This window comes from Desulfoconvexum algidum, from assembly GCF_055382125.1.
Genome location: NZ_AP042394.1, coordinates 1,482,548 through 1,496,464, shown reverse-complemented (window position 1 = coordinate 1,496,464; position 13,917 = coordinate 1,482,548). Strand labels below are relative to the sequence as shown.

13 protein-coding genes are annotated in these 13,917 nt (G+C 42.4%); all 13 read right to left on the bottom strand.

Annotated features, from left to right (window positions below; genetic code table 11):
* Positions 1-33: 33 nt before the first annotated feature.
* The 13 genes from carB to ACZ45G_RS06715 all read right to left on the bottom strand — a co-directional run bounded on the left by carB (position 34) and on the right by ACZ45G_RS06715 (position 13,844).
* Entirely contained in the window at positions 34-3,237 is a 3,204-nt protein-coding gene (carB, locus tag ACZ45G_RS06775; RefSeq protein WP_464176314.1) for a carbamoyl-phosphate synthase large subunit, read from the bottom strand.
* Between the two features lie 185 nt (positions 3,238-3,422).
* Positions 3,423-3,917, bottom strand: a complete 495-nt coding sequence (locus tag ACZ45G_RS06770; RefSeq protein ID WP_464176312.1) for a hypothetical protein — start codon at positions 3,915-3,917, stop codon at positions 3,423-3,425.
* A gap of 102 nt (positions 3,918-4,019) precedes the next feature.
* Complete coding sequence (locus ACZ45G_RS06765; RefSeq protein ID WP_464176309.1) at positions 4,020-4,769, bottom strand: HAD-IIA family hydrolase; 750 nt, start codon at positions 4,767-4,769, stop codon at positions 4,020-4,022.
* A gap of 170 nt (positions 4,770-4,939) precedes the next feature.
* On the bottom strand, positions 4,940-5,299 hold the full coding sequence (locus tag ACZ45G_RS06760) for a type II toxin-antitoxin system HicB family antitoxin (protein WP_464176307.1): 360 nt from the start codon (positions 5,297-5,299) through the stop codon (positions 4,940-4,942).
* The gene (locus ACZ45G_RS06755; protein ID WP_464176305.1) at positions 5,269-5,523 is read right to left on the bottom strand and encodes a type II toxin-antitoxin system HicA family toxin; all 255 of its coding nucleotides are present in this window, start codon (positions 5,521-5,523) and stop codon (positions 5,269-5,271) included. Before ACZ45G_RS06755 ends, ACZ45G_RS06760 begins: the two co-directional genes overlap by 31 nt.
* A 368-nt stretch (positions 5,524-5,891) precedes the next feature.
* Complete coding sequence (locus ACZ45G_RS06750) at positions 5,892-6,035, bottom strand: hypothetical protein (protein ID WP_464176303.1); 144 nt, start codon at positions 6,033-6,035, stop codon at positions 5,892-5,894.
* A 162-nt stretch (positions 6,036-6,197) separates the two neighbouring features.
* Positions 6,198-8,078 carry a B12-binding domain-containing radical SAM protein gene (locus tag ACZ45G_RS06745; protein WP_464176301.1) on the bottom strand — a complete coding sequence of 627 codons (1,881 nt, stop codon included), beginning with the start codon at positions 8,076-8,078 and terminating at the stop codon, positions 6,198-6,200.
* A gap of 356 nt (positions 8,079-8,434) precedes the next feature.
* Positions 8,435-8,872 carry a GNAT family N-acetyltransferase gene (locus ACZ45G_RS06740; protein ID WP_464176299.1) on the bottom strand — a complete coding sequence of 146 codons (438 nt, stop codon included), beginning with the start codon at positions 8,870-8,872 and terminating at the stop codon, positions 8,435-8,437.
* Positions 8,873-9,362: 490 nt separating this feature from the next.
* Entirely contained in the window at positions 9,363-10,643 is a 1,281-nt protein-coding gene (gene tig / locus ACZ45G_RS06735) for a trigger factor (RefSeq protein ID WP_464176297.1), read from the bottom strand.
* Between the two features lie 229 nt (positions 10,644-10,872).
* The gene (locus ACZ45G_RS06730; RefSeq protein ID WP_464176295.1) at positions 10,873-11,187 is read right to left on the bottom strand and encodes a DUF1330 domain-containing protein; all 315 of its coding nucleotides are present in this window, start codon (positions 11,185-11,187) and stop codon (positions 10,873-10,875) included.
* A gap of 129 nt (positions 11,188-11,316) precedes the next feature.
* A complete protein-coding gene (locus ACZ45G_RS06725; RefSeq protein ID WP_464176293.1) occupies positions 11,317-11,916 on the bottom strand; it encodes a hypothetical protein in 600 nt (199 codons plus the stop codon).
* Between the two features lie 163 nt (positions 11,917-12,079).
* Positions 12,080-13,212 (bottom strand): IS3 family transposase gene (locus ACZ45G_RS06720; RefSeq protein WP_464176291.1). Its coding sequence is split into 2 segments (ribosomal slippage): positions 12,080-12,951 and positions 12,951-13,212, totalling 1,134 coding nucleotides; the frame shifts between segments, so codons are not numbered across the junction.
* A 32-nt stretch (positions 13,213-13,244) separates the two neighbouring features.
* Complete coding sequence (locus ACZ45G_RS06715; protein ID WP_464176289.1) at positions 13,245-13,844, bottom strand: hypothetical protein; 600 nt, start codon at positions 13,842-13,844, stop codon at positions 13,245-13,247.
* Positions 13,845-13,917: the final 73 nt, after the last annotated feature.

Here is a 13,917-nt window from a genome sequence, read left to right as displayed (position 1 = left end):
GAAAAGGCACATATTTTTATATTAATTTTTCATTTATCTAATAACCGCGTGTCTTTCTTGTAACGATTTGATATCAGCGCCTTTTTTCAGGTATAGTTTAATGCCGACGGCAGCGGCTATAGCGGCGGCAGTTGTTGTGATGTAGGGAACGTTGTGGCGGATAGCGGCTTTACGGATTTCGGAATCATCATGTTCGGATTTTGATCCGTGGGGGGTGTTGACCAAAAGCCCGATAGAGCCGTTTTTAATTTCATCAACAATGTTAGGTCGTCCCTCATGAATTTTTAGGACGGTTTCACATGGGATGTCGTTTTCTTTTAAGAATTTTGCAGTGCCGTCAGTGGCGCGGATAGCAAAATCGATGTTGATAAATTCCTGAGCTGCTTTGAGTATGCTTTCCTTATCCCTTTCTGCAACCGTGATCAGTACGGTGCCGGAAGTAGGTAGGGGTTGTTGCGCTGCTTCTTGTGCTTTGAAAAAGGCTTGGGGAAATGAATCAGCCATGGCAAGAACTTCACCTGTGGATCGCATTTCAGGTCCCAGCAAAGGGTCAACTTCCGGAAACATGTTGAATGGAAAGACTGATTCTTTGACACCAAAATGGGAGTATTCCCGTTTTTTCAAATTCATATCTTCTAATTTTTTCCCAAGAGCCAATTCGGTAGCGATGCTAGCCATGGAAAATCCACATACTTTTGAAACCAATGGAACCGTTCTGGATGCTCTCGGGTTGGCTTCTAAAATATAAACCTTGTCATCACTGGCAATGGCATATTGAATATTCAACAACCCCACAACACCAAATCGGATGGCTATTTTTCGCGTATATTCATTAATGGTATCCATATGTTTTTCAGAAATTATGACCGGTGGAATCACACAGGCGGAATCACCCGAATGGATACCGGCAAATTCCACATGCTGCATAATGGAGGGGACATATGCAGATGTTCCATCTGCTAGCGCATCTGCCTCAGCTTCGATTGCATTTTCCAGAAAGCGGTCGACCAGAATCGGCATTTTCGGGCTGATTTCTTCGGCCTGGGCTACATAGTGGAGAAGTGATGTTTCATCAAAAACGATTTCCATTCCCCTTCCACCCAAAACATATGAGGGACGGACCATAATCGGATATCCGATATCAGTCGCTATTTTAATGGCTTCTTCAGCGCTCCGGGCAATACCTGACTCCGGCATTGGGATGCCAAGCTCTGTCATCATGTCACCGAAACGCTCCCGATCTTCTGCTAAATCAATCGTTTCCGGCGTGGTCCCGATAATATTAACACCCGCTTCTTTGAGCTCTTTGGCAATATTTAACGGTGTCTGACCCCCAAATTGAATCAGGATGCCTTCTGGTTTTTCTTTTGCATAAATGCTGAGTACATCTTCTAAAGTGAGAGGGTCAAAGTAGAGTTTGTCTGAAGTGTCATAATCGGTGGAAACGGTTTCAGGATTACAATTGATCATAATTGTTTCATACCCGGCATCTTTTAACGTAAGGGCTGCATGGACACAACAATAGTCAAATTCGATTCCCTGACCAATTCTGTATGGCCCACCACCTAAAACAATAATTTTTTTGTTATCAGTGACAGAAACTTTATCTTTAGCATTATAAGTGGAGTAGTAATAAGCAGCATCTTCAACACCACTTACGGGTACCGCATCCCAGGCTTGAACAAGCCCAATGTCAAGTCTCATCTCTCGAATTGATTTTTCGGAAATATCCAGAATTTGACTTAGGTAACGATCGGAAAATCCATCCTTTTTTGCTTGAATCAGCACATCAGATGCCATTTCTTTTCCTTTGCAGGAGAGCACTTTTTCTTCTGTTTCAACAAGTTCCTTCATCTGCTCTAAGAACCACATTTTAATATGGGTGCGCTGGTGGAGTTCATCAAGATCTGCTCCTTTCCGCATAGCCTCATAAAGGATGTATTGACGTTCGCTGGTGGCTTCTACTAAAAGCCTCATCAGCTCATCTAAGGTTTTCTTATTGAAATCTTTTGCAAAACCGAGTCCGTGACGACTGTTTTCCAGGCTTCGGATCGCTTTATGAAACGCTTCCTTATAAGTTTTACCAATGCTCATTACTTCGCCTACAGCGCGCATTTGAGTACCCAGTTTATCTTCAACACCTTTGAATTTTTCAAACGCCCATCTGGCGAATTTAACCACAACATAGTCGCCGCAGGGTGTATATTTTTCCAAAGTTCCATCCCGCCAGTATGGAATCTCATCCAGGGTTAACCCACAAGCCAGTAGTGAAGAAATCAGGGCAATAGGAAACCCTGTGGCTTTAGATGCCAGTGCAGATGACCTCGAGGTTCTCGGGTTGATTTCAATTACCACCACACGGTCGGTTTTGGGATCATGCGCAAATTGAACATTGGTCCCACCGATAACACCGATGGCATCCACAATATCATAGGCGTATTTTTGGAGTCGGTCCTGTAGTTCCTGGCTGATCGTCAACATCGGTGCAACACAAAATGAGTCGCCGGTATGAACACCCATGGCATCCACATTTTCAATAAAGCAAACTGTGACTTTTTGCCCTTTTGAATCTCTTACCACTTCAAGTTCAAGCTCTTCCCAGCCGATCACCGATTCTTCAACCAGGATCTGATGCACACGGCTGACCTGAAGCCCACGTTGGGCAATGGTTTTAAATTCCTCCATATTATAAACATGGCCGCCACCAGTACCGCCCATGGTGTATGCCGGTCGAATCACAAGGGGGAATCCCATATTTTCTGCAATTTCCACGGCTTCTTTCAGGGTGTGGGCAGGTTTGCTTTTTGGCATTTCAACACCCACCTGATCCATGGTTTCTTTAAAAGAAATACGATCTTCACCACGCTTTATCACGTCTACCTGAACTCCGATTACTCGCACGTTGAATTTTTCAAGAATTCCTTCTTCATGGAGCGAAGAGGTTAGATTAAGACCGGTTTGACCACCCAAATTTGGTAAAATTGCATCGGGTCGTTCTTTTTCAATAATTTGCGTAATGGTTTTTACATTCAGCGGCTCAATATACGTTGCATCCGCATAAATTGGATCGGTCATGATTGTGGCTGGATTTGAATTAACCAACACAATCTGGTAACCCAAACTCCTCAACGCCTTACACGCCTGGGACCCGGAATAATCAAATTCCCCGGCCTGTCCAATAACAATTGGGCCTGAACCAATGATCAGTACTTTTTTAAAATCGTTTCGTTTTGCCATACGCCTTCAGTCCTTTATTTTTTTTGAATTTTTTCCACGGTCCATTTGTGATTAATCTTTTGTAGATAAGACTTTGTATTCATACATATTCATTTTATTTCCCTTTATGCCCAACACTGCAAATCACCGGCGTCGCGAAGCGGCGTCCGAGTGAAATAGCTTGTTTAGCTATCCTATATTTGTATCTATTCTGGGACATGGACTTGAGTCGTCACTTTCGCAACTTTGGCCTGGATTGCAATCCTGAATGCACCAGAGTCAACAATCTGTTGGAGTAAATCCTCTGGGTCTGTGCCCTTTATCCAAAATGTGGATTCTGGGATTGTAACGCCTTTCTTGTATATGTACTTGAGTTCCAGTCCGTGCTTCTGGTTCCACTTGCTTGTGACGTGTCTTGTAATGCTGAGATAGGCCCTTGTACAATTCGCTTCTTCATCGGGGGTCCATTTGTCGTTGGTGTGCAACTCATTATAGTTGTCTGGTAGGTTTGTCTCTATTCCTGATTTGAATAGGAGTGTGCTGCCATCAGCATCAGCTGGCAGGGCGGATTTAATGGGCACGGTTAGGGTGAAATCAATGAAGGTCGCCAATGCAGATTGAAGGTCTGAACCGCGGATGTGAATCCCCATTGATTTCGCGTAGTTCTTGAAGGCGGGGACGAGTTCTTGTATCGATGGCATAAATACCTCTGTATGTAGACTGAAGGTTTGGGACGACTAACACCTGACTAAGCCGCCATGCCCAAAGCTTTTGGGCGGGGATGGTCAGTCTTCATCCTTTCGTTAAAATGTATTATTATCAATAATTTCCATTAACTTGTTTACTGTCAAATCTGGATGACCTCTTTCTTCATCTTTTTCCTGATATTTTCCAGATTTAAAAAGAACCGTTTTACAACCAACTTTCTTAGCTCCTAATACGTCTGTTCTCCAATCATCCCCGATTATGACTACCTCGCCAGCCCCACACTTCAGAAGTTTTAGAGCCTCAGTAAAATAGTTTTCATTTGGTTTACCAAAAACTGGAATTTTATCACCAGACAATGTTTCGAACATCACGGTAAACGCACCAGTATCAATTTGTTTGTGATCTTCTTTGAGATAAAAAGTTGATCCAGAAGCGGAGATAACAGGGACACAAAATTGTATATGTCTAAATATCTTTTGTAGTCGATTGTAATCTATATTATTTTTTTCAAAATCCAAAAACAAAACAATATCTGGTTTGTCTTCTTCATGATCAACGCAAACCTGTGATATCTCTTGGTCACTTCCCACTATGAAGGCATTTTTTACATTTTGACTTTTTAAGTATGAGTTGATCGACACAATTGGATTTAATATTGAATTCACTGATACATTTATCCCAACATTTTGTAATCGATTGATGATTATGTCTGGATGACATACTGAATTAGTCATAATCATGAAATCGGTTTTCCGATGCTGTAACGCGGATATAAATTCCACGGAGTCTATATTTGGAAGATCATTATTCAGAAGAGTTCCATCAAGGTCGATTATAAATTTCATAAATTCCAATTTTCTGTATCTGAGGACACTGTTTTTTTAATTCCAACTATGAGTTCACCTGCAGCGTATTTAACGATAACTTATATGAAAATATTAAAGCAAATTAAGGGGTTGCGTCAAAAACGACACTACGGTAGCTGTCCGGTGCAACGACAGGTTAAATGTAATTTTTATTGAATGGCTTCACCAAGCAAATCAGTTACACACTGATTAAGACTTTTACCTTCTGCTGCAGCCTTAGCTGCAATCTCAGCGTGTAATTCGGGTGGAACTCTTAAGTTGAATTTACCAGAATACTCTCGGTATGGATTAATACCTTCTTCATTACAAATATCGAGGAAAACCTTGAGAGAAGTTTTGCCCTCTATCTTAAGCTCTTCAATGTTTGAAGCATAGAAATCAGCTCCTCCATTAAGAGTTATAAATTCACCACGAAATTTATCAATGACAGGATCGTATTTTATGATAGCTTTGTAACCATCAATTTTCATTATATTCATCATGGCTTCACCCCATTTTTTTCTAACCATTTTCGAATGCTTGAAACAGCGCCCTTATCTGTGTCTGGTGAAGGATGAGGCCTGTGGTAAACCTGTATCTCTCCAAAAAGAATGACACCAACTCTGGAACCTTCTCGTTCAGTTATCTTTGCACCTAAATCTAAAAATAATGATTCGATATCAGGCCATTTAATAGTGCCGCTTACTGGACGAGAAAATATCTGCTTCAATATTTTTTTATGTTTACGTTTCACATTTAAATAGTACCACGTATTAGTACCATGTCAATAGATGTTTTATAGTTTTTACATTTAACACCCCAAATAAGCGATTTATCCGCCTTCATTTGGATTATTGAAATTTATATAGTACAATAGTCAAGGTTTGTGCCCAAGCTCTAATCTTGATTCTCTTCTTCAGTCTCAAAAAGTGCGTCAAACGATTCGAATGCTGGACGCATACGTTGCTTTTGGTGGACCTGACATATTAAACCCGATAAGCTGAATTCGCTTATCCTCAAGCATTGTTTCAATTTCACCTGAACTTTGACTATCCCATGCCCCTGTATACTTCAATTCAAATGTAATCAATCATTCAATGAATATTGAAAAAGATTATCTGCTTAATCCTCAATTAGCTTTAGCCACTCTTCCTGTTTCTCGAGCGCTTCCTGTATCTTTAAATTTTCCTTGTATCGCTTGTCCATTAGTGCCGATTTAATGGCTTCTTCAACTGCTTCATCAACATTATTTTTTGGTGATTTCATAAATTATGCCTTTACGTTAACGTCTACATAAGCCTTTCTGGGCGCGCAGCGCACAGAATCGGCTTGATGTGTTGCTTCGGAGTACCAAATATCAACAAACTCGCGTATGGATGTTCTCTCTTGTGCTACCATAATCAAACATCGTAATAAACCGTTTCGGTTCTATTTGAAAAAATAATATTCCCCGGGCGACACCCGCTTCGTCCAGCGCTGCTGCAGATGTACGTCGCTAAACGACACAAGGGGAAGCTCATTATAGAGAGAAGCATATTCATCCTGCCACGCCTCCCAGACCGACCTGGGCAGCGCACTGTCCAGGAGGATCCCGTCGAGCTGGCAGAGTTCTTCGAGATCGGCGGCTTGAGGGGTGCGGTTCTCTTGCCACAGGAAGACCTGCCGTTTCAGGATCCCACCGAACCTGTGGTTTCTCTCTTTTGAAACCAGCGTATGGATCACGGATCTGTCGCCCAGCGCGGGAAGGTGCCGATCCAGGTAAAGGGGGCGATGGAGCTTGAGGGCATTATCGAACGGTTCCGCATCGAAAACCGCGCCGGGCTCCATGTATACGATCTCAAGGGGGGTATGGGGATTCTCCTGGGATAGAATCGCCAGCACCTCCTTCATAAAGGCCGTTCTCGTAAGGGATGGCTTGAAGATCACCTGATAGGGGTGGGTCAGGCGTCTTGCCGCTTCTCGCACCGTAAAGAGCGGAATCTCCTTTTCAAAAACGATCTTCGAGATATACGGCCCGGCCGGGCTCGGGGCAATTTCAGCATACACCCTGTCAATATCTGTATCGGCCGACCGATGGGAGAGTTCCATGTCCGGTTCCGACTCCAGGGCAACGTCAAACACCTCCTCTGCATAGGAGAAGGCGCTCAGCAGGTCGTTCTTATCGAACGAGGAGGTTTCGAGCACGGTATAGGGCGGCCTGGCCTGGCTGATCAACCCCAGCTCGTCCCTTCTTTTCCTGAAATCCGTGCCGGGCAGCACCGAGAGAAAAAATACCTGAACATCATCGTACATTCCGTTTTCGGCCACAAAATCCACAGATCGCTTGAACCCTTCGAGATCGTCGCCCGGAAGGCCGATGATCAGGTCGACCTTGGGTTCGATACCCACTTTTTTCAGGTTTTCGATACCCTCCTTGAAGCGGGCAAGGTCGGTGGGACGGTTCATCGCTTTTAAAGCGCTGGGGTTGGTACTCTGAAGCCCGATCTCGAATTCGGAAAAGCCCGCCCTCGCCATGCTCTCTGCAAGGGAAAGGTCGATGCCTTCTGCCCGTATCTCACTATTGAAGCGCATTCGGCCGTCTTTGTTGATCTCACCGATTTTTCGGACAAACTCCCTCAGGCCGGGCCTTGCATTAAGTGATGGATCGAGGAAAAAGACCTCCGAAATCCCTCTGTCGTGCGCCCACCTTACACCCTCTAAAACAATTCTCTCGGGCACGGCCACAACGCGGTCGCGGGCCTTGTTGTAATAGCAATATCCGCATTTATAGGGGCAGCCGCGAAGGGTTTCGAGGAGCATCATATCCTCGATATGCGGTTCCAGAAGATTGTACATATAGGGGCTTCGGCTGCTGAGGAAGATCTCCGCGGAACCACCGGGCATATCATGGGCCGGGTCCTCCTTGAAGGCCCCCTGGAGCAGCTGGATAAATGCGGCTTCACCCTCCCCGTAGATACTGATATCAACATCGGTATCTTTCAGCAGGGGATTGTCACGGGTCACTTCCGGCCCCCCGAAAACAGTCCGGACTTCAAGGCGTTTCTTTATTTCTCCTGCCATAAACAGCGAGCGCTCGATATTCCAGCTGAAGACCGTAAATCCTAAGAGATCGGGCTTTTTGGAAACGATCAGGTCGATAAGGGCGGCATCCCCGAGATAGGAGACGATGCTCTCGGGAAGAATTTCCACCTCGGCATGGAAGATTCCCGCCGCTGCACGTGCAAGGCACGCCGCCCCGAGGGGAATATTTCCGGTCTGCCTTCCGTAGTTCAGTTGTGGAATCGGAAGCTGTAATAGTAAAACTTTCATTTTGTCCCCATTTTCCATATAAAAAGCTGGTTATCTGCGGTAATAGCGATATTGACAGCCATGACAGCAAACAGCGGATCGATACCTTTTGTCCGTGCCGTAGATATATCCAAAAGGGTGCAGTGCGTCAATAAAATCGTACGGCTCAGATTGTTTTTGCAGGCGGCTGTTCTCCGGTTCGGCATTTTTTAGTGGAGAGTCCTGCCCCATCATGCAAGCGCCTTGCACGATCATAGCCGACACCAAGGACGTAGGAACTGTTGAGTCCCTTTATTACTGGAAAGTTTCGGTTTACCCGTCAGAATTTTCGTTGTTGAAAGTTTATAATACAAAAATCAAGTCGGCCCCGATTTATATTATAAATCCAAAATCATTATTTTAGGAAAACAATCTTTTCCATATTTTGAGCAGCCATCGCACCGGAATGTTTTTGGCACATCATCAAGATCAATAACTTCCGCAAACCCAAATTTTGACCAATAAGCAGGGACTTTTGCTTGAATCATTATCCTTTTGCCCCCTAAGCCCCGTATTTCTTTTTTAATCAGTTGAAATAAAGACTTTCCAATTCCCTGGCCTTTATAATCGTCATCCACCGCAACAGAAAAAGTATATTCACCATCTTGAAATATGACTTCTGCTCCGCCGATTAGCTTGTTAAGTGTTTCGACCGAATATCCCTTGAAAATCTCAACTCCATTTTTATTGTTCTCTAATCCCTGAGCTTCAAAAATTTTTTCAATTTCAGGATATTCATCTGGTTCAGCTTTTCTTATTTTAAACATATCATTCATTTTTTGACCGTGCTTTATATTTGGTAAACAACCTGTTCATTTTGAGTTTGAATATTACTTTCAGACTCTGCAAATTGTAATAACAATATTTTCATTTAGGTTTTTTTAGTCATTCAATGCCGAGTTGAGCTGCGACTGATAAGGATGTCCGCTCAAACTCGTTGTTCTATGTGCCTGCGGCGGGCGAGAAAATTAACTCAACTCGGCATTCAATGCGCCGCAGGCGCATTGAACATTTCCAAATAACCGGCACTGCCCGGTTCATTTGGCTTGTTTGAAATCAACTTTGATTCTTAAAGTGCTGTTTTTAGGGTCAAAATGAGCCGCTAAAGTTGTTTTTGAGAGTTTTGTAAATTTTTCTTTTTATCAACAGTGTGTTGCAAGAGTTTGCTTGGTCCGATCCCGTTTCCAACGCTTGAGAAAGGCCCGGGATTCAAGCCCTCCCGGATTGATCTGCTGGAGCTGGGAAGGGGGCCATTACTGTGCCGAATTAAGCGGCAGGGGTAATACAGGCATGATGGTAGAGAAAGTCGATAACCTGCTCTACCATCAGATCTTTTTTAATCTGTGAAAACCGTCCTGATTTTTGTGCCTGGATGATAAAGTCTTTTACATCTTTTTTGTCCCGGGCAGCTAGTTCGTAGATCCGTTTTCCAACTATCTCTTCAGAGAGGGTGATTTTTTCCTTCATTGCAATGCACATCATCAGCAGCTGGACTTTAGCGGCCTTTTCAGCAAAAGGCTTTTGTTTTTTCTCCAGGGCCGGTAATTGTTTTTTTGCCTCCTCCCAGGGGACACCAGCGGCTTTCAAGGGTTTGAAGTGAGATGCCACGGCCTTATTTATATGGTGGCGCACAAGACTTGGGGCCAGGGGCACGTCTATTTTCTCAAGAAGGTTTTTCACCAGTCTCTGTTTGGCTTCCTGGTTATACTCCCGCTCCAGCCTGGCCAGCTGTCTCTGCTTAATGTTTTCGTGCATTTGCTCAATAGAAGAGACATTGGCCACTTTCATGGCAAAGGCTTCATCCACCTGGGGGAGCTTTTTCTGGTAAATTACTTTAAGGGTGACCTGCACAGCAACGCTTTGCCCTGCCATTTCAAGGATATGGAAATCTTCCGGGAAATCCAGTGTTTCTGTACGGTTTTCACCAGGTTTTAGGGTATAAATCAGGGTTTCAAAGGAATCAAAAAAGTCCCTTCCCATGGTCATCTGAAAAGGGGTATCTCCAGAGGTGAACAGGGAAGCAAAATCCCCATCTGCCATGAAGACGATTTCAGCGACTTCACCTTTTTCAGGTCCACGTGGCTCTGTTATTGGTTCCAGAGTTGAAAATTCTTCCTGGTATGCCGCTACAAGTTCGTCCACCTTTGCGTCAGTGATTGTTGGTGTTTTCTGTCTAATTTTCATGCCTTTGTACTCGGGCAGATCTAATTCAGGCAGGACTTCCACCACAAAGGAGAAGGTAAGGTCCTTCCCACGCTCAATCGGTCCGGCTGCAGAAACCTGAAAGCGGTTTAGCGGTGAGAGTTTCGCCTTTTTCAGGACCGCTCCTGCGTGCTGGTTGTAAAGCAGTTCCCCAGCCTGGGCCATGATCTCATTCCGGAATCTGGATTCAATGCTCTTTAAAAGAACCTTGCCTTTGCGAAATCCTTTTCGGCTGGTTTGGCTCTGATACCGCTCTACCACTTTATCAATGACAGCATCCACCTCCCGGGCCGGGATGGTGAGTTCTATTTTTCTTCTAACCTGGTTTAAAGTCTCTATTTTCATTTGGGCCTAGCCTTTCATCTGATATTAATCCCAGCATCTGTCCTATGCCGAGGCCTGGGCAAAATAAACTAACCAGGCGGTTTTGGCAACGGTTTTGTGGAAGAGAAGAAACAGGCATTGAGTTCGAAATTCTGGAAAAGAGTCAATTTTGCATGCTGTTTAACGCTTTGGTCACTGGAAAAATAGAGCAAAGCTATAGTTTTTCCAGTGCACTAATTTGTTATGAAAATTAAACCCAATCAAAAGGTTTGCATCTGATTAAGAGACTATTTTCCAGCGCCTCTTCCCGAAGATGCATTACTTCTGCATACTCTGGGCTTCCGATCATTGATTCAAATGCGGTTTTGCTGGGGTATCGAACTACAAAAAACACATCTGGATCCCAATCTCCAATGAGACTTTCCTCGGGTGAGTAATTGTCTCGCACTTCAGCTCCCGCAACTTCTAACAACGGAGCCACAGCTGCTCCATATTCCATATATTTTTGCAACCCGCCATCTTTCTTGAACCACAGCACGTTCATCATAAATATTGGTTCACCCATAAATTTCTCCTATTTTTTCCAGCTCATAACACCCCAAATAAGCGGTTTTTATCCGCTTCATTTGGATTGTTGAATTTCTCATCAAGGGTCAAAAGTAGACTTGATCACTTTTCCCCTTTTTTTCTTTTGTTATACATTGTCAAATATCTCTTCTACTTTTTCCTTTATTGATTCAATAACATCCGAATGGCTCTCCATATGAAAACCGATAATGCAAGTTTCTTCATTCTTACTTTGATTGCCTTCAGTTGGTATCTTTAAAATATCATAGCCCATAATATGACCGTTCAATTTCGCACGATAATCTGGAGACTTTTTGGCTGCCATTTCTTCCTTTGATGGAGCAAACATTTTTGAAGGAGGTTTGAATTCTGCCTCAAAGCAAGGGGATACTATTTCTCGCAAATAATTATCAATATCCTTGATGCCATAAACTTTTTGCGGTCGATAAAAAACAGTTAATGTTATTGGGCCATAGAGGTATTTGAAGAAAGGACTCTGCTCTTTAAACTTGGCAAGTTTTTTCTTGAATAGATTTTTCTGCTCAACAATTTCAGCTGTATTTTTTGGAATCGTGACAACTATGCGAATTGGATATTTCAAGACGCTAAGCAGTATTTCTAAAAAGCCGTTATCATGACCCTTGTATTTATTGTGATTGTATAGCAGATCAAGGTAAAATGGTTCCACTTGGTTTATTTTTAAAATTGATTTTTGCCTATAAAACATTTCAATTTTATACGATGGACCCCAAAGCCCGAACAGGTTTAATGCTACTATAAGCTCTAATTTTTTTAAAAAAAATTAAAAATTAAAAAAACTCCGCCAAGTCTGGCCTTACTTTTTATGAGCCCGGAGGGCGTGAAAAAGTAAGCCAGAAGCCGAAGGATTTTCATGCTACTTTCTTTAACTTCTGTTTCATAAAATATATTTCATCCGGTGTCCAGTTTTCCATAGATTGGTGAAACCGTTCTTCATTATAATACTGGAACCATTCCTTCAGCCCACTACGAAGTTTAGACCCGTTCTCAAAAGTCCTCAAGTAAAAATAATGATATTTCAAGGTCCACCATAACCGTTCTATAAAAATATTATCTTGGAAACGTCCACGACCGTCCATACTGATCTGTATTTCATTCTTTTTAAGGACACCTGTAAATGCATCACTGGTAAATTGACTCCCTTGATCTGTGTTAAAAATTTCAGGGCAGCCAAAATTGTGAATCGCTTCTTTCAGGGCTTCGACGCAAAAGTCACTTTCCATTGTATTCGATACTCTCCAGGAAAGAACTTTCCGGCTGTGCCAATCCATTATGGCCACCAGATACATAAATCCCTTCTCAACTGGGAGATAGGTTATGTCTGTTGCCCATACTTGATTTGGATGATCAATATATAGGTTGCGAAGTAAATACGGATATATCTTGTGTGCTGGATGGGATTTGCTGGTTTTCGGTTTTGGGTATATGGCTACCAACCCCATCAGTCTCATTAGTCGCTGAATTCGTTTTCTGTTGTTGTCATAGCCCAGTCTATTAAGAAAAGTTACCATTGATCGACTTCCATAACACGGTGTTTTCAGGTATTGTTCATCCATGAGTCTCATTAATTTGAGATTCTCCAGTTTTTCCCCTTGGGGTTTATAATAAACCGAAGTACGGCTGATTTTAAGCAATTTACATTGCTGAACGATACTGAAATTGGGGTTTTTGAATTCAATCATATTTTTTCTTTGCTTACGGCTTAAAGACTGAGCTTTTTCGACAAAAAATCGCGTTCCACCTTTAATTTGCCAATATGTCGATATAGTTCATCTACTTTAGCTTCTGACTGCTTATCTCTTTTATTACCTTTATCAAAAATATTTGCAGCACCTTCAAGCAGATTCCGTTTCCAAGTGTGGATCATTGTGGGATGAACCTCATAGCGTGCAGCTAATTGAGCAACTGTTTCTTCATCTTTTAAGGCTGCAAGGGCTACTTTGGCTTTGAATTCCGAACTGTACTGTTTCCTTTTTCTGCTCATTGTCAACTCCTTTCAGTTGGTTGATTTAGAGCTTAGCACATTGTTCGTTTTTTGGGGACCACCGTATTATACCCAAGAGAACCAATTGGATAGGCTATTTTACCCATAAAATCAATATTATCATCCTGATCATCATCATTGTCTATTATTTTTATGTTCTCAAGTTTACTTAAAATATTTGCGTATTGGAGCGTGTTTTTGAAGTTATCAATATATACGTAGGCGCACGCTGAATTTGTATCTATATGTTGACGAACTGATAGAAATGAAATCTGAGAATCATCATAATATGGTAGGCGTGTCCTTATGACTTCTATATTTTCACCAATATTACTTTGATGGGGGTTTACATGCATCAAATCCAACATATTTTTCGTCGCATTTACAGCAGTTGGAGGATTACTATCATTATAATAATATGAAATCCTAACATGTACTTCACTCGTGAAAGCCTTTCTTCTTATTTTTATGAAGTGCTTATTGATACGTTTTTTAATAGTATTTCTTTTCTTTTGGCTTGTTCCTTCTTTCGATTTTATTTTTCCATCAATTGAAAAAATAATTTGTCTTCTATTCAATTGATAGAATTTATGTTTTAAAAAATCTGTGGATTCAAGATATTCATCAAACATTTAACATTTATCCTTACATGAACGCTGCTTTGCAGCCGCGCGGCTGAAAAGCAGCGCGACTGCAAAAGCCTTG

What these genes read in the sequence shown, in the direction of transcription:
- ACZ45G_RS06715 (WP_464176289.1), bottom strand. Translation starts at nt 13,844, where the DNA reads ATGTTTGATGAATATCTTGAATCCACAGATTTTTTAAAACATAAATTC.
- ACZ45G_RS06750 (WP_464176303.1), bottom strand. Translation starts at nt 6,035, where the DNA reads ATGAAATCACCAAAAAATAATGTTGATGAAGCAGTTGAAGAAGCCATT.
- ACZ45G_RS06760 (WP_464176307.1), bottom strand. Translation starts at nt 5,299, where the DNA reads ATGGTTAGAAAAAAATGGGGTGAAGCCATGATGAATATAATGAAAATT.
- ACZ45G_RS06725 (WP_464176293.1), bottom strand. Translation starts at nt 11,916, where the DNA reads ATGTTTTATAGGCAAAAATCAATTTTAAAAATAAACCAAGTGGAACCA.
- ACZ45G_RS06765 (WP_464176309.1), bottom strand. Translation starts at nt 4,769, where the DNA reads ATGAAATTTATAATCGACCTTGATGGAACTCTTCTGAATAATGATCTT.
- tig (WP_464176297.1), bottom strand. Translation starts at nt 10,643, where the DNA reads ATGAAAATAGAGACTTTAAACCAGGTTAGAAGAAAAATAGAACTCACC.
- ACZ45G_RS06730 (WP_464176295.1), bottom strand. Translation starts at nt 11,187, where the DNA reads ATGGGTGAACCAATATTTATGATGAACGTGCTGTGGTTCAAGAAAGAT.
- ACZ45G_RS06770 (WP_464176312.1), bottom strand. Translation starts at nt 3,917, where the DNA reads ATGCCATCGATACAAGAACTCGTCCCCGCCTTCAAGAACTACGCGAAA.
- ACZ45G_RS06740 (WP_464176299.1), bottom strand. Translation starts at nt 8,872, where the DNA reads ATGAATGATATGTTTAAAATAAGAAAAGCTGAACCAGATGAATATCCT.
- ACZ45G_RS06745 (WP_464176301.1), bottom strand. Translation starts at nt 8,078, where the DNA reads ATGAAAGTTTTACTATTACAGCTTCCGATTCCACAACTGAACTACGGA.
- carB (WP_464176314.1), bottom strand. Translation starts at nt 3,237, where the DNA reads ATGGCAAAACGAAACGATTTTAAAAAAGTACTGATCATTGGTTCAGGC.